Origin of the sequence: Corallococcus praedator (genome assembly GCF_003612125.1) — a bacterium.
Taxonomy (GTDB): Bacteria; Myxococcota; Myxococcia; order Myxococcales; family Myxococcaceae; genus Corallococcus; species Corallococcus praedator.
In genome coordinates this window covers 1-15,276 of record NZ_RAWI01000078.1, presented here as the reverse complement: position 1 = coordinate 15,276, position 15,276 = coordinate 1, and the positions used below count along the sequence as shown (strand labels likewise).

The following is a 15,276-nucleotide window of genomic DNA, read 5'->3' as shown; positions in this document are numbered from 1 at the left end:
GCACACATGGCAAGCGAGAAGCGCAACGGCCACCGTCGGGTGGCCATCGTTCGCGGATTGCGGACGCCGTTCGCGAAGGCGGGCACCGTCTTCGCGGGGCTGACGGCGCTGGATCTGGGCCGGATGGTGGTCCAGGAGCTGGTGCAGCGCAGCGACCTGGATCCGAACGAAATCAACCAGGTCGTCTTCGGTCAGGTCATCCCCACGCTGACCGCGCCGTCCATCGCGCGCGAAGTGGTGCTGGCGGCGGGCCTGCCCAAGCGCATCGACGCGTTCACGGTGGCGCGCGCCTGTGCCACATCCATCCAGGCGCTCGTGGCGGGAGCCAACGCCATCGCGCTGGGGGACGCGGACGTCATCATCGCGGGCGGCACCGAGTCCCTGTCGGACGCGCCCATCTTCACCAGCCGCCCCCTGGCGCACGCGCTGGCCGCGTCGTCCAAGGGCAAGAGCCTGCCGGACAAGCTGCGTCCCTTCCAGAAGCTCAAGGGCAAGGACCTGCTGCCCGTGCCCCCCGCCATCGCCGAGTACTCCACCGGCGAGACGATGGGTGAGAGCGCGGAGAAGATGGCCAAGGAGAACGGCATCAGCCGCGAGGAGCAGGACCTCATCGCCTTCAACTCGCACCAGAACGCGGCCAAGGCGTGGAAGGAGGGCTACTTCGCCGACGAGGTGATGCACGTCCTCGTGCCGCCCAAGTACGAGCAGTCCGCCACGAAGGACAACATCGTGCGCGAGGACACCAGCCTGGAGGCCCTCTCCAAGCTCAAGCCGGTGTTCGACCGCCGCTATGGCAGCGTCACCGCCGGCAACGCGTCCCCCCTCACCGACGGCGCCGCGGCGCTGCTCCTGATGAGCGAGGAGAAGGCGAAGGCGCTGGGCTACGAGCCGCTGGGCTTCCTGCGCTCGCACGCGTTCGCGGCGACGGACCCGGGCGACCAGCTGCTCCAGGGGCCGGCGTACGCGGCGCCCGTGGCGCTCAAGCGCGCGGGGCTGAAGCTTTCGGACATCGACCTCGTGGAGATGCACGAGGCCTTCGCCGCGCAGGTGGCGAGCAACATCCAGGCGCTGGCCTCCAAGGAGTTCGCGAAGAAGGCGGGCTTCAGCGGGCCGGTGGGTGAGATTGACCGCTCACGGCTGAACGTGACGGGCGGCTCCATCTCCCTGGGCCATCCGTTTGGAGCCACCGGGGCGCGCATCGTCACGCAGGCCCTGAACGAGCTGAAGCGTCGGAACAAGAACACGGTGCTGTGCACCGTCTGCGCCGCGGGCGGGCTGGGCGCCGCGGTCATCCTGGAGCGTGCGTGATGGCGACCAAGCATGAAGAGGTCGAGGCGAAGCAGGGCTTGAGCTACGACGTCACCGACGGCGTCGCGGTCATCACCGTGGACCTGCCGGGCGCGGCCGTGAACACGCTGTCCCCGGAAGTGGGCACCGCGTTCACGCAGCTCCTGGAGCAGGCGGAGCGCGCCCTGGACGTGAAGGCCGTGGTGTTCATCTCCGGCAAGAAGGACAACTTCGTCGCCGGCGCGAACATCGACTTCCTGCAGACCATCAAGTCCCCGGACGAAGTCGTCGCCATCAGCCGCGCCGCGCACGCGGAGTTCGACCGGCTGGAGGCCTTCTCCAAGCCGGTCGTCGCGGCCATCCACGGCGCGTGCCTGGGCGGCGGCCTGGAGTGGGCGCTCGCGTGCCACTACCGCATCGCCACCGACAGCCCCAAGACGAGCCTGGGCCTGCCGGAGACGCAGCTGGGCCTCATCCCCGGCGCGGGCGGCACGCAGCGTCTGCCCGAGCTCATCGGCGCGCAGGCGGCCCTGGACCTCATCCTCACCGGCAAGAACGTGAAGGCGTCCAAGGCGAAGAAGCTGGGCATCGTGGATGAGGTGGTCCCCGTGCCCATGTTGAAGCGCATCGCGTTGCAGCGCGCGGCGGAGCTGGCGGCGGGCACGCTCAAGGTGGAGCGCGCGCACCAGGGCTTCAAGGCCGTGGCGGCGAGCGGCAAGAAGAAGGGCATCGCGGGCCTCTTCCAGGGCCTCATCAGCAAGGACCTGTGGGCGGAGGCGGCGCTGGAGGACAACCCGCTCGGCCGCAAGGTGCTCTTCGACCAGGCGAAGAAGGCGCTCCTGAAGAAGACGCGCGGCAAGTACCCGGCGCAGGAGAAGGCGCTGCAGGTCATCCGCGTGGGCCTGGAGTCCGGGCGCAAGGCGGGCCTGGAGGCCGAGGCGAAGGCGTTCGGCGAGCTGGTGTTCACGGACGTGTCGCGGCGGCTGGTGGAGATCTTCTTCGCCACCACGGCGCTGAAGAAGGAGAACGGCACCGCCAACGCCAGCGTGAAGCCGCGCGAGGTGAAGAAGGTGGGCGTGCTGGGCGGCGGCCTGATGGGCGGCGGCATCGCCTACGTGGCGGGCGTGCTCCAGGGCGTGCCGGTGCGCGTGAAGGACAAGGACGACGCGGGCGCGGGCCGCGCGCTCAAGCAGGTGCAGACGGTGCTGGACGAGCGCGTGAAGCGCCGCTCGCTCACCCTCCGCGAGTCGTCCGCGAAGATGTCCAACATCAGCGCGGGCACCGACTACAGCGGCTTCAAGTCGGTGGACCTCATCATCGAGGCGGTGTTCGAGGACCTGAAGCTCAAGCACAAGGTCATCGCGGAGGTGGAGGCCGTCACCGGCCCGGACACCATCTTCGCGTCCAACACCTCCAGCCTGCCCATCACGGAGCTGGCCAAGGGCAGCAAGCGGCCCTCGCAAGTGATTGGGATGCATTACTTCAGCCCGGTCCACAAGATGCCGCTCTTGGAGATCATCACGCACCCGGGCACCGCGGAGTGGGTGACGGCGACGTGCGTGGACGTGGGCCGCAAGCAGGGCAAGACGGTCATCGTCGTCAACGACGGGCCGGGCTTCTACACGTCGCGCATCCTCGCGCCGTACATGAACGAGGCGGCGTACCTGCTGGCGGAGGGCGCGGACATCGTCCAGTTGGACAAGGCGCTCGTGGACTTCGGCTTCCCGGTGGGCCCCATCACGCTGCTGGACGAGGTGGGCATCGACGTGGCCCAGAAGGTGGGCCCCATCATGGAGGCCGCGTTCGGCAAGCGGATGGCGGCGCCCAAGGCGCTGGAGGGCGTCATCTCCGACGGACGCCTGGGCCGCAAGACGCAGAAGGGCTTCTACCTGTACGAGGACGGGAAGAAGAAGGAGGTGGATCCGTCCGTCTACCTGCTCCTGCCGCACGGCAAGGACCGCAAGTCGCTGGACCCCGCGGAGATGGCGGAGCGCTGCGCGCTGCAGATGGTGAACGAGGCCATCCGCTGCCTGGGCGAGGGCATCCTGCGAAGCCCCCGCGACGGCGACGTGGGCGCCATCTTCGGCCTGGGCTTCCCGCCGTTCCTGGGCGGCCCGCTGCGCTACGCGGACAGCCTGGGGCCCGCCCACCTGCTGCGCAAGCTGGAGCACTACCAGGACAAGTACGGCGAGCGCTTCACGCCCGCGCCGTTGCTGTTGGAGAAGGTGCGGGCCGGCAAGGGCTTCTACGACGCGTGACGTCGTGACGGACCGGGGCAGGGGAGGGGGCCACAAGGCCTTCCCCTGGCCCGGGGCCCGGTGCCCGGCTTGACGGCGGGGGCGGTTCTGGACCAAGGGCATGCCCCGAATGGTCCGCTCCGCTCCCCGTGCCGTCCTGACCGCAGGCCTCGCCGCGCTGGTGGTGTGCACCGTGCTGGTGACGGTGGCCGCGCTCGCGTTTCCCCTGGGCTACAGCCCCGCGCGGCCCACCTGGCCGGGGGCTCCCACGCTGCTGGGCTGGGCGCACTTCGACGCCGGCTGGTACGCGCACATCGCGACGCAGGGCTACAGCTACACGCCCGGCCAGCAGAGCCCGGTGGCGTTCTTCCCGCTGTATCCGCTGGTGCTGCGCGGCCTGGGCCTGCTGCACGTGGACACGTTCCTCGCGGGGATGCTCGTCACGATGCTGAGCGGGCTGGGGGCGCTGTACGTCTTCACGCAGTGGGCGCGCACGCGGGCGGACGAGGAGGCGGCGCGCGACGCGGGGCTGCTGCTGGCGTTCTACCCGTTCGCGTTCTTCCTCTACGGGGCGATGTACTCGGACGCGCTGTTCCTGCTGCTCGTCATCGGGGCGTTCCTGCTGCTGGAGCGGGGGCAATTGGGGCTTGCCGTGCTGCTGGCCGCCGTGGCCACCGCGGCGCGGCCGGTGGCGCCCGCGCTGGTGGTGGGGCTGCTCGCGCGGCGGCTGGAGTGGAAGCACGAGCGCGGCCAGAAGTGGAGCCTCGTGGACCTGCTGCCGGTGTTCGCGGCGGCGGGCTTCGTGCTGTACGTGCTGTACCAGTGGAAGGCGTTCGGGGAGCCCTTCGCGTTCGTGAAGGTGCAGTCCGCGCCGGGGTGGGACCAGAAGCCGGGCTGGCGCACGTGGGCGAAGCTGCGCTGGTTCCAGGGCTTCAGCCGGGACATGTCGCTGTCGGACGGCCTGCGGCTGGTGGGGCACGCAGCCGTCACCCTGGGGGCGCTCGCGCTGGTGTGGCCGTGCGCGAAGCGGCTGGGGTGGGGCTATGGCGTGTACACGCTGGCCATCGTCGGACTGCCCGCCATGTCCAGCAAGGACTTCATGGGCATGGGGCGCTACCTGCTGGCCGCCTTCCCGCTGTTCCTCACGCTGGCGCTGCTCCTGCGCGAGCGCCCGAGGTGGAAATGGGGCGTGCTCGCGACGAGCCTGGGGTTGATGCTGGCGCTGACGGTGGCGTTCGGCGCCGCGGAGTACGTGTCATGAGCAGCGGGCTCCTGGCGCAGGCCCTGGAGCGCTACGCGGGGTTGCCCGCGAGCGAGCGCTTCCATGTCCACGCGCGCGCATCGTCGGCGCCACTGCTCGCGGTGGCCTCGCGGCTGCCAGCGGGGACGGTGGCGGACATCGGCTGCGGGCACGGGTTGTTGTCCGCGCTGATGGCGCTCGCGGTGCCGGAGCGCCGGGTGCTGGGCGTGGACCTGGATGCGCGCAAGGTGCGCTGGGCGCAGGAGGCGCTATCGGGGCTGCCCAACGTGACGCTGTCGGTGGGGTCGGTGGAGCAGCTGGCGGCGGAGCATTCCGGGACGCTCGACGCGGCGGTGGTGTGCGACGTGCTGTACCTGCTGCCGGAGGCGCAGTGGCCCGGGTTCCTCAAGGCCGTGCGCGGGTTGTTGAAGCCCGGGGGCCGCTTCCTGTTGAAGGAGGTGGAGGGGGATCGCTCCTGGAAGCACGCCAAGGCCCTGGCGCAGGAGTGGGTGATGGTGTCGCTGCTGGGGCGCACGAAGGCCAGCGGAGGCATGGTGCTCCGGCCGCGCGTGGACGGCGTGCGGATGCTGCGCGACGCGGGCTTCGAGGTGCGCGAGGTGGTGGGGCTGGGCGAGGGCTACACGACGCCGCACCTGCTCTACGACGCCGAGGCGCGCTGATGGGGCTTCAGCCCAACGCGCCGTAGTTCGCGAGCGCGATGTCCCGCTCCACGAGCTTCGCCTTCACCCGGGGGCTCGTGAGCGCCGCGAGCTCCGCGCCCCAGCCATAGCGCCACGCCGGGTCCTCCGGCACATGCGGCGCGCCTTCCCCGGGATGGCACCCCAGCTCGAAGTCCCCCGCCGGCAGCGCGTCCAGCACCGCCAGCAGCGCGGGCTCATCCAGCCGGCCCGCCTCGAACACGCCTCCCGCGCTCACCCGACGCACGCCCGGACGGGCCCGGGGCGCCGTGCGCGCCAGCACCGCCAGCACCGTCGTCTTCAACGCCGGCCCGGGAGCGCGCAGCCACGAAGCCCGCGGAAGCGCATCCGGCCACCGCAGGGGCAGCCCCTCCCGTGAGGCCATGCCCTCCACCACCGAACGCACCCCCGGCAACAGGTGCAGGTGCTGGTGCCCATCCAGGTGGTCCACCTGAGCGCCCAGCTCCCGAGCGCGGGCGAGCTGCGCGGACAGCTCCCGCTCCAGCTCCTCGCGTCGAACCTGCCCGGTGAGCCACGCCCGTGCGAAGTCCGCCCAACTGCCCCGGAGCCGCCCGTCCGGCGCCACCGTCCGCACCGACTCCGAGGGCGCGGCGCACCGCAGCCGCGTGGACAGCGCCAGGTGCACGCCCACCGCCAGCCCCTGCGCCTTCGCGAGCCCCACCGCCTCCGCCGCCGAAGGCCCCATGGCCAGCAGCGTGGCGCTGGTGACGATGCCGTCGCGGTGGGCCTTCAGGATGCCCGCGTCCAGCGACGGGTGCAGGCCCAGGTCATCCGCGTTGACGATGAGGCGCGTGCGCGGCGGCATGGGGCGTCCTACCCGCGCCCCGTGGTGCCCGTCACCGGACGCAGCGGCTGCACCGACGGCGGCAGGCGCACCGGCTGCAAGGGCGCCGTGGGCGTGCGCGTCTCCGGGTACAGGCTCACCAGCTCCTTCACCATCTTCAGGATGACCGACGGCGAGGCCAGCGTGGAGATGCCGCGCGTGCGCGGGAAGTAGTCCACGCCCATCTGGAACACCCGGAAGCCCTTGCGGATGGCCTTCACCACCAGCTCCGCGTCGATGAACGAGCCCTGGCTCTTGAGCTCCATCGACTCCAGCACCCGGCGGTGCATCAGCTTGAAGCTGAAGTTCACGTCCTTGATCTGGATGTCGAACAGCGCCCGGATGAGCAGGTTGTAGACGAACGAGTACACGATGCGCTTGGGGCCCTCGCTCGTGCGGTCGAACCGGAAGGCGCAGATCATGTCCGCCTCCAGGTACTCCATCAGGTGCAGCGCCCGCTCCACCTCCCGCATGTCGAACGGCAGGTCGATGTCCGAGTACAGCACCAGGTCCTTCGTGCTCGCCGTCAGCCCCGTGCGCATCGCCCCGCCCAGCTTCAGATTCACCGGGTGGGTGATGACCCTGAGCTGCGGCACCTTCGCCGCCAGCGCCTCGCAGACCTCCTGGGTCCGGTCCGTGGAAGCGTCATTGACGACGATGATTTCGAAGTCGTCCGTGAGCTTGGGCAGCACTTCGAGGGCGCGACTCACCGCGCGCTCCACGTAGTCCTCCTCGTTCCAGGCGGGGAAGAACAGGCTGATGCTCGGGTACTTGGCCACGGTCGTCATCTCGCGTCGTTCCGTCAGAAAGGAAACGGCGCTCGCTACCAGAGGGCGAGGTTCCGAGGCAAACCCCATGGCCTTCCCCGTGACAAACCCCTAGAGTACCGTCTAGTCATCATTTTACGGGGACACGGTGAAAACCAAGCCCTTCACGCTGCTGGTCGTCGACGATTCGCAGGCGCTGCTGCCCCACCTGGTGCGCACGCTCGGCCCGGAGGACTTCGCGCTCCGGGTGGCGCGCTCCGGGCCGGAGGCCCTGGGACTGACCCAGGAGGTAGATGGCGTCCTGCTCTGCCCCGGCGAAACGAACCCCACGGAGGCCCATGCGCTGCTGGAGGCGCTCACCCCACCTGCTCCCACGTCGTCCCGGCCGCCGGTGCTGGTGCTCTCCCCACCGGAAGACAAGGCCCTGAGGCTCGCCGCGCTCCGCAGGGGGGCTGAGTTGATTTTGACCCCCTGGGACGAGGAAGAGCTGCGACTCCGGCTATACCGGAGCCTCGAAACGTACCGCAAGTGGACAGAACTTCACTCCCAGGTGGAGGAACTGCGGCGCCTGGCCGTCACGGACGGCCTGACCCAGGTGCACAACCACCGCTACTTCCAGGAGCGGCTGCGCGAGGAGTTCCGCCGCGCGCAGCGCTACGACGAGAGCCTGTCGCTCATCCTGGTGGACCTGGACCACTTCAAGAACATCAACGACGGCCACGGCCACGGCGCCGGGGACCGGGTGCTGCGGGAGGTGGCCGCCTCGCTGCAGCACAGCGTGCGCGAAACCGACCTGGTGGCCCGCTACGGAGGGGAGGAGTTCGCCATCCTCCTGCCCTGTACCCACCTGCCGGGAGCCCTCACCGTCGCGGAGCGCGTGCGCAGGGGCGTTTCCGACCTGCATGCGGGCCCGGAGGGGGCCCTGCGCGTCACGGCATCCCTGGGGGTCTCCAGCTTCCCCCACCGCGCCATCCTCACCCCGGAACAGCTCCTGCTGACCGCCGACGAGGCCCTCTACCGCGCCAAGCGCGAGGGTCGCGACCGCATCTGCCTGCACCCGCCCGCACCCCTGTTTTCGGCACCACCCTCCCGGGTTGGCTGACCCGGGGGGGTCATGTACCCGGGGTCAGACTTGACCCGTTTGAGTGTGGTGGGTCTATGATGACCTTGCCCCTTTTTGTCAGGTCCTGGAAAATGGGCGTGATTCCCGGGGCTTATCCAAATCTCGGGTTTGGCAAGGCCATTGCAAATGTCGGAACCCGGAAACTTCATGGGAACCCTGGTGGCACAGGCACAAGCGCAGGACCCAGTCGCCCGCGGGCGGCTGCTGCTCGTGGACGACGAGGAGAACATCCTCAAGTCCATCCGGCGGGTGCTGCGGCGGGGTGAGTGGGACATCGAGACGGCGACGGACGCGGAAGCCGGCCTGCGCACGCTGGAGCGGTTCCACCCGGAGGTCGTCATCTCCGACTTCCGGATGCCGGGGATGAACGGGGTGGAGTTCCTCACCCAGGTGAAGCAGCAGGAGCCCCGGGCCCAGCGCATCATGCTGACGGGGCAGGCGGATCAGCAGGCCATCGAAGAGGCCATCAACCGCTCGGAAATCTTCCGCTTCATCTCCAAGCCCTGGAACGACAGCCACCTGGTGCTCACGGTCAAGAGCGCCTTCGAGCAGCACGCGCTCCAGACGGAGAACGACCGGCTCTACCGCGTCACGCAGGAGCAGAACGCGGAGTTGAAGCGCCTCAACGCGGACCTGGAGGAGCGCGTCGCGGTGCGCACGCGCCTCTTGTCCACCGCGAAGCGCGAGTGGGAGCTCTCCTTCGACTGCATGGAGACGCCGCTCGCGGTGGTGCGCGCGCGGGACTTCGCGGTGCGCCGCGCGAACGTGGCGTACGCGCAGGTGGCGCGCCGCTCCATTGAGGAAGTGCCCTCCGACGTGCCGTGCCACCAGTACCTCTTCGGCCGGGACACGCCGTGCGCGGGCTGCCCGCTGCCCTCCGCCATGGAGAGCGGCAAGGGCGCGCGCGGGGAAGTGCAGCAGGGCGGGCGCAGCTACGTGGTGGCCGCCTATCCGTTCGCCGGCGACGACCGCGCGGTGTGCACCTACCGCGACGTCACCGAGGAGCAGGCGATGACGCGCCGGCTCATCGAGACGGAGAAGATGGCGGCGGTGGGGCAGCTGGCGGGCGGCGTGGCGCATGAAATCAACAACCCGCTGGGCGGCATCCTCGCCTTCGCGCAGCTCATGTCGCGCGACGCGGGCCGCAGCAGCAACGACCTGGAGTCGCTGAAGCTGATTGAAGAGAGCGCGCTGCGCTGCAAGCGCATCGTGGAGAGCCTGCTGAAGTTCAGCCGGCACAGCCGCGTGGAGGACCGCCGCCTCTTCGACGTGTCCAAGTGCGTGGAGGACGCCGCGGTGCTCTTCCGCGCGCAGCTCAAGTCCATGCCCAAGGTGGAGCTGAAGCTGGGCCTGAAGGACGGGCTGCCCAAGGTGTACGGCGACGCGGGCCAGCTCGCGCAGGTGGTGCTCAACCTGCTGCAGAACGGCCTGTACGCGCTGCCCGAAGGCAAGGGGCGCCTGTCCCTGGAGACGGGCCGCGAGGGCGACCGGTGCTTCTTCGCGGTGGCGGACACCGGGACGGGCATTGAAGAGCGGCACCTGCCGCGCATCTTCGAGCCGTCCTTCACCACCAAGCCTCCGGGCGAGGGAACGGGCCTGGGCCTGTCCATCGCCTACCGCATCGTCCAGGACCATGGGGGCACCTTCCAGGTGGACACCCACGTGGGCACTGGCTCCCGCTTCACCGTCTTCCTGCCCATTCCCCTGCAGCTCGAGAGGTTGCCGTGAACCAAGTCAAGCGCGCCAAGGTCCTCGTCGTGGATGACGACTCCGTCGTCCTCAAGGCCGTCACCCAGATCCTCCAGCGGGAGGGGCACCCCGTCGTCGCCATCGACGACGCGGTGGAGGGGCTCGCGGCGGCGAAGGACCCGTCCATCGACGTGGTCGTGCTCGACATCAAGATGCCGCACCTGTCCGGCATGGACCTCCTGCGCGCCATCAAGGCGGACCGCCCGGACGTGGAGGTCATCATGATGACGGCCTTCGCCACCGTGGAGACGGCGGTGGAGGCGGTGAAGGCGGGCGCGTACGACTACCTCACCAAGCCCTTCGAGAACATCGACGAGGTGAGCCTCACGGTGGCCAAGGCCGCCGAGCGCAAGTCCCTCAAGGACCGCACGCGCGCGCTGGAGGAGGCGCTCACCGCGCGCAGCCAGTTCGAGGACCTCATCGGGCAGTCGTCGCAGATGCGCGCCGTGTTCAAGCTGGTGGAGACGGTCAGCCACTCCACCGCCACGGTCCTCATCCAGGGTGAGAGCGGCACGGGCAAGGAGCTGGTCGCGCGCGCCATCCACTACCGCAGCGCCCGCCGTGACAAGCCCTTCGTGGCCGTCAACTGTTCGGCGCTGACGGAGACGCTGCTGGAAAGCGAGCTGTTCGGCCACGTGAAGGGCAGCTTCACCGGCGCCACCGGCAACAAGAAGGGCCTCTTCGAGGCGGCCGACGGCGGCACCATCTTCCTGGACGAGATTGGCGACGTGCCCCCCGCCACCCAGGTGCGCCTGCTGCGCGTGCTTCAGGAAGGTGAAGTGAAGCGCGTGGGCGCCAACGAGCCCGTGAAGGTGGACGTGCGCGTCATCGCCGCCACGCACGTGGACCTGTCGCGCGCCAAGGAGCAGGGCAAGTTCCGCGAGGACCTGTTCTACCGGCTCAACGTCATCACCATCGACCTGCCGCCCCTGCGTGACCGCCCGGAGGACGTGCCGCTGCTCGCGCACCACTTCCTCAAGGTCTACACCGGCAAGGCGGACAAGAAGGTCAACGGCATCAGCCCCCGCGCCATGGAGGCCCTCACCTGCAACCGGTGGACGGGCAACGTGCGCGAGCTGGAGAACGTCATCGAGCGCGCGGTGGTGCTCACGGCCAACGAGGCCATCGACGTGGAGGACCTGCCGCCCGGCTTCCAGGCCGCGCCCCAGGCCGACTCGGCGGTGGAGGTGTTCAGCCTGGCGCACCTGCCGTACGCCCAGGCCAAGCGCCTGGCCATGCGCGCCTTCGAGCGCCGCTACCTGTCCGCGCTGCTGGAGAAGAACAACCACAACGTGTCCAGCGCGGCGCGCGCGGCCGGCGTGGACCGCTCCAACTTCCGCCGCCTGCTCAAGCAGTACGAGGTGGCCGGCCGGAGCATGAAGCCGCGCCAGGGCAAGGGGCCGGACTCGGACACCGGGCCGGGCGTTCCCGTGCTCGAAGCCGTGTCCTGACGTTGAGCCCCGCACGCGGGAGGAGGGCGCTTCAGCCGTCCTCCCCGGGCTCGCGCTCGCCCCCGGCTTCACGCCGCGCGGCGAGCTGCTGCTGGATGTTCTCGTAGCGCTCGGACAGTTCCGCCTCGAAGCCATTGCGCGTCGGGGTGTAGAAGCAGCGGGCGCGCAGCGCTTCGGGCAGGTACTCCTCCGGGACGTAGTTGCCCTCGAAGTTGTGCGGGTACTTGTACCCGCCGCCGTAGCCCAGCGACTTCATCAGCTTCGTGGGCGCGTTCCTCAGGTGCATGGGAACGGGCAGCGCGCCCTCCTTCGTCACGGCCTCGCGCACGGCGGCGTAGGCCGCGATGACGGCGTTCGACTTGGGCGCCAGCGCCAGGTACGTCACGGCCTGGGTGAGGGGCAGGGTGCCTTCGGGCAGGCCCATCAACTGGAAGGCCCGGAGCGCGTCCACCGCCACGCCCAGCGCGCGCGGGTCCGCGTTGCCCACGTCCTCCGACGCGAAGATGACCATGCGGCGGAAGATGAAGACGGGGTCCTCGCCCGCCTCCAGCATGCGCGTCATCCAGTACAGCGCCGCGTCCACGTCGCTGCCGCGCATGGATTTGATGAAGGCGCTGACGACGTTGTAGTGCTCCTCGCCGCCCTTGTCGTAGAGCAGCAGCTTCTGCTGGAGCGCCTCCTCCGCCACCTTGCGGTCCACCGCCGTGCCGCCATGGGCCGCGGCGGCCTCCAGCGCGGTGAGGGCCTTGCGCGCATCCCCACCGGCCGCGTCCGCGATGAAGTCCAGCGCCGCGTCGTCCACCGTCACCCGGCCGCCCAGGCCCTTGGGGTCCGCCACCGCGCGGCGCATCACCGCCACCAGCTCCTCCTGCTCCAGGCCGCGCAGGGTGATGACGCGGCAGCGGGACAGGAGGGCGGCGTTCACTTCGAAGGACGGATTCTCCGTGGTGGCGCCGATGAGGGTGACGGTGCCCTTCTCCACGTGGGGCAGGAGCGCGTCCTGCTGCGACTTGTTGAAGCGGTGGATTTCGTCGATGAAGAGCAGGGTGCGCTGGCGGTTCAGCTTCCAGCGGTCCTGGGCGCGGGCCACCGTCTCGCGGATGTCCTTCACGCCCGCGAGCACGGCGGACATCGTCTCGAAGGCGGCGCCGGTGGAGCGGGCGACGAGCTGGGCGAGCGTCGTCTTGCCGGTGCCCGGTGGGCCCCAGAGGATGAGGCTGGGCACCTGGTCGGCCTCCAGGGCGCGGCGCAGGAAGCGACCCTCGCCGGTGAGGTGCTCCTGGCCCAGGTATTCGGAGAGCGTGGTGGGCCGCATGCGCTCGGCGAGCGGCGCCAGGGAGGCCGTTTCCTTCTGGCTGGCGTGGTCGAACAGGTCCATGTCGTCCCTGAACCTAGCGTCCCAGCCGCTCCCGCGCCCTCCCGATGTCCCGGGGGGATGTCCGGCGTCGGACCGGTGCGTCAATTCCCTTGCCCCTCCGGCTGGCCGCCTGGACTAGAACCCGGGGGGCGTGCAGACCCTGGTCATCGTCGCGAAGCGAGACACCCCGCAGGCTACGGCCCTGGCGGCGGAGATCCATGAGCGCTACCCGCACCTCACGGTGCTGGCGGACCGTGCCCTGGCACATGCGCTGAACTGGCCGCGCGTGGAGGACCGGGAGCTGGCGGCGCGCGCGGACGCGGTGGTGGTGCTGGGGGGTGACGGCACCCTCATCTACGCGGCGCGGCTGCTGGGCGGCCGCAACGTGCCCATCATCGGCGTCAACCTGGGCAGCCTGGGCTTCATGACCGAAGTGCCCGTGGAGGAGCTGTTCACCCGGCTGGCGGACGTGCTGGCGGGCGACTTCCACGTGGACTCGCGGATGAAGCTGTCGTGCCGGCTGATGCGCGGGGGCAAGGTCCTCATCGAGGATGAAATCCTCAACGACGTGGTCATCAACAAGGGCGCCCTGGCGCGCATCGCGGACCACGAGACGTCCATCGATGGCGTGCCCATCACCACGTACAAGTCGGACGGAATCATCCTGGCCACGCCGACAGGCTCCACCGCGTACTCGCTGTCCGCGGGCGGGCCCATCGTGCACCCGTCGGTGGACTGCACCATCCTGTCGCCCATCTGTTCGCACGCGTTGACCCAGCGGGCCATCGTGGTGCCGGCGGACCGGACCATCCGCATCACGCTCAAGAGCGAGACGGCGGACACGTACCTCACGCTGGACGGACAGACGGGCCACTCGCTGCAGACGGGGGATTGCATCGAGGTCGTGCGTTCGCCCAACCGCGTGGGCCTGGTGCGCAACCCCCGCGTGGCGTTCTTCACCATCCTCCGGCAGAAGCTCCACTGGGGCGAGCGCTGAGCCACGCCGTCGGGAGTGGGGCTCCCCTCGTGACACGGGGGTAGGGTACCCTCCGGCCCCGTGACGACGGGTTCCCACACGACGCGGTTCGGGAAGTACGAATTGCAGCAGCGCCTGGGGGCGGGCGGGATGGCCGTGGTGCACCGCGCGCGCTTCACGCTGGCGCCGGGCGTGTCCCGCTCCGTGGTCATCAAGCGCGTGAGGGACCCGTACGCGCAGGACCCGGCCTTCGTGCGGATGTTCCTCAACGAAGCGCGCATCTCCATGGGCCTGAGCCACGGCAACATCGTGCAGGTCTTCGACTTCGGTGAGGTGGAGGGCGAGTACTTCCTCGCGATGGAGTGGGTGGACGGGCAGCCCCTGTCGCACGTGCTCAAGCGCTCGAAGCTGAAGGGGCTTTCGCACCTGCCCGCGCCGCTGGCGGTGGGGCTGGTGCTGGAGGTCTGCAAGGGCCTGCACCACGCGCACACCCGCCGCGACGAGGAGGGCCGTCCGCTGGGGCTGGTGCACCGCGACGTGTCGCCGGACAACGTGCTCGTCAGCTACGAGGGCGAGGTGAAGCTGTCCGACTTCGGCATCGCGAAGGCGCAGCTGTCGGATCAGCCGGAGACGGAAGCCGGCGTGGTGCGTGGCAAGTACATCTACCTGTCCCCGGAGCAGACGCGCGCGGAGGCATTGGATGCGCGCTCGGACGTGTACACGACGGGCGTGGTGCTCTTCGAACTGCTCACCGGCCGCCGACCGGTGGAGGGGGATGCGCACGCGGTGATGGAGCGCATCGCCAAGGGAATGGTGACGTCCGCGCACCAGTACGTGCCGGAGCTGGACGCTTCGCTCGTGGCGCTGGTGTCGCGGGCGCTGGCGCTGCGGCGCGAGGACCGCTTCACCAGCGCGGAGGACTTCCAGCGCGCCCTGGCGGAGTGGCTCGCGTACCGGGCGCCCCTGTTCCCCGCCACGACGCTGCGACACCTGATGGGCTGGCTGTTCGAGGAGGAGCTCAAGCTCGCGGGGCATGAGCCGCGCATCCCCGCGTCCTTCCTGCGCCAGGTGGCCATCTGGACGGGGGAGGACGTTCCGGGCGGAGCGGGGGAGCCCGCGACGGCGTCCTCGGTGCACCGGGCGCTGGACTCGGCGTATCCGCAGGAGCGGGAGACGGGGGCCGCCCTGGAGCCGCCTCCGCCGGAAGCGACGCGTGGGTCGGTGCCCGTCTGGATATGGGGGGCGCTCGCGGCGGTGGTCCTGGGGGTGTTCGTCTGGCGGGCGGTGGTCCCCGAGATGTCGGCCTCTCCCCTGCGAAAGCTCCAGGTGGTGACGAATCCGCCGGGCGCGCAGGTGCGCTGGGATGGCACGCCGGTGGGGATGACGCCGACCACGCTGGAGGTGCCCGAGGGGAAGGCCTCCCACCGGTTGGAGCTGCTGTTCGTGGGCTACCAGCCCTGGACGACCACGGTGTCGGAGTCGGAAGTGCCCGAGCGCGTGCAGGTGGCGCTGGAGCGGTTGGTCGCGGAGAAGCCGAAGCCCGAGCC

General features: G+C 70.0%; 12 protein-coding genes. 9 read left to right on the top strand and 3 right to left on the bottom strand.

Annotated features, from left to right (window positions below; translation table 11 throughout):
- The first annotated feature begins 6 nt into the window (after positions 1-6).
- The 4 genes from fadI (at position 7) to D7Y13_RS13060 (ending at position 5,444) form a co-directional block, all read left to right on the top strand.
- Positions 7-1,308 carry an acetyl-CoA C-acyltransferase FadI gene (gene fadI, locus D7Y13_RS13075; RefSeq protein ID WP_120533905.1) on the top strand — a complete coding sequence of 434 codons (1,302 nt, stop codon included), beginning with the start codon at positions 7-9 and terminating at the stop codon, positions 1,306-1,308.
- On the top strand, positions 1,308-3,545 hold the full coding sequence (gene fadJ, locus D7Y13_RS13070; RefSeq protein ID WP_120582011.1) for a fatty acid oxidation complex subunit alpha FadJ: 2,238 nt from the start codon (positions 1,308-1,310) through the stop codon (positions 3,543-3,545). Before fadI ends, fadJ begins: the two co-directional genes overlap by 1 nt.
- A 100-nt stretch (positions 3,546-3,645) precedes the next feature.
- Positions 3,646-4,785: a mannosyltransferase family protein gene (locus D7Y13_RS13065; protein ID WP_233595246.1), complete on the top strand. Its 1,140-nt coding sequence runs from the start codon at positions 3,646-3,648 to the stop codon at positions 4,783-4,785.
- Positions 4,782-5,444, top strand: coding sequence for a class I SAM-dependent methyltransferase (locus D7Y13_RS13060; RefSeq protein ID WP_120582009.1), 663 nt, complete (start codon positions 4,782-4,784; stop codon positions 5,442-5,444). The genes D7Y13_RS13065 and D7Y13_RS13060 overlap by 4 nt, the downstream gene beginning before the upstream one ends.
- Positions 5,445-5,451: 7 nt before the next feature.
- Here the strand turns inward: D7Y13_RS13060 and D7Y13_RS13055 are convergent, their stop codons facing one another.
- Positions 5,452-6,288, bottom strand: coding sequence for a ChbG/HpnK family deacetylase (locus D7Y13_RS13055; protein WP_120533901.1), 837 nt, complete (start codon positions 6,286-6,288; stop codon positions 5,452-5,454).
- An 8-nt stretch (positions 6,289-6,296) separates the two neighbouring features.
- Positions 6,297-7,085, bottom strand: coding sequence for a glycosyltransferase family 2 protein (locus tag D7Y13_RS13050; protein WP_120533912.1), 789 nt, complete (start codon positions 7,083-7,085; stop codon positions 6,297-6,299).
- 136 nt (positions 7,086-7,221) lie between these two features.
- On the opposite strand from D7Y13_RS13050, the gene D7Y13_RS13045 reads away from it, so the two are divergent.
- The 3 genes from D7Y13_RS13045 (at position 7,222) to D7Y13_RS13035 (ending at position 11,396) form a co-directional block, all read left to right on the top strand.
- Complete coding sequence (locus tag D7Y13_RS13045; protein ID WP_120582008.1) at positions 7,222-8,175, top strand: GGDEF domain-containing protein; 954 nt, start codon at positions 7,222-7,224, stop codon at positions 8,173-8,175.
- A 168-nt stretch (positions 8,176-8,343) separates the two neighbouring features.
- Positions 8,344-9,924: an ATP-binding protein gene (locus D7Y13_RS13040; RefSeq protein ID WP_120533899.1), complete on the top strand. Its 1,581-nt coding sequence runs from the start codon at positions 8,344-8,346 to the stop codon at positions 9,922-9,924.
- The gene (locus D7Y13_RS13035; RefSeq protein WP_120533898.1) at positions 9,921-11,396 is read left to right on the top strand and encodes a sigma-54-dependent transcriptional regulator; all 1,476 of its coding nucleotides are present in this window, start codon (positions 9,921-9,923) and stop codon (positions 11,394-11,396) included. Before D7Y13_RS13040 ends, D7Y13_RS13035 begins: the two co-directional genes overlap by 4 nt.
- 31 nt (positions 11,397-11,427) lie before the next feature.
- On the opposite strand, the gene D7Y13_RS13030 is transcribed toward D7Y13_RS13035, so the two are convergent.
- Entirely contained in the window at positions 11,428-12,774 is a 1,347-nt protein-coding gene (locus D7Y13_RS13030; protein WP_120582007.1) for a replication-associated recombination protein A, read from the bottom strand.
- A gap of 130 nt (positions 12,775-12,904) precedes the next feature.
- Here D7Y13_RS13030 and D7Y13_RS13025 point away from each other — a divergent pair, with 130 nt between their 5' ends.
- Positions 12,905-13,750 (top strand): NAD(+)/NADH kinase, encoded by an 846-nt coding sequence (locus tag D7Y13_RS13025; RefSeq protein WP_120533896.1) that lies wholly within the window; start codon positions 12,905-12,907, stop codon positions 13,748-13,750.
- A 60-nt stretch (positions 13,751-13,810) separates the two neighbouring features.
- Positions 13,811-15,276, top strand: a 1,466-nt coding sequence (locus D7Y13_RS13020) for a serine/threonine protein kinase (RefSeq protein ID WP_147452440.1), incomplete at its 3' end; no start/stop codon positions are given.

What these genes read in the sequence shown, in the direction of transcription:
- D7Y13_RS13055 (WP_120533901.1), bottom strand. Translation starts at nt 6,288, where the DNA reads ATGCCGCCGCGCACGCGCCTCATCGTCAACGCGGATGACCTGGGCCTG.
- D7Y13_RS13030 (WP_120582007.1), bottom strand. Translation starts at nt 12,774, where the DNA reads ATGGACCTGTTCGACCACGCCAGCCAGAAGGAAACGGCCTCCCTGGCG.
- D7Y13_RS13065 (WP_233595246.1), top strand. Translation starts at nt 3,646, where the DNA reads ATGCCCCGAATGGTCCGCTCCGCTCCCCGTGCCGTCCTGACCGCAGGC.
- fadI (WP_120533905.1), top strand. Translation starts at nt 7, where the DNA reads ATGGCAAGCGAGAAGCGCAACGGCCACCGTCGGGTGGCCATCGTTCGC.
- D7Y13_RS13060 (WP_120582009.1), top strand. Translation starts at nt 4,782, where the DNA reads ATGAGCAGCGGGCTCCTGGCGCAGGCCCTGGAGCGCTACGCGGGGTTG.
- fadJ (WP_120582011.1), top strand. Translation starts at nt 1,308, where the DNA reads ATGGCGACCAAGCATGAAGAGGTCGAGGCGAAGCAGGGCTTGAGCTAC.
- D7Y13_RS13040 (WP_120533899.1), top strand. Translation starts at nt 8,344, where the DNA reads ATGGGAACCCTGGTGGCACAGGCACAAGCGCAGGACCCAGTCGCCCGC.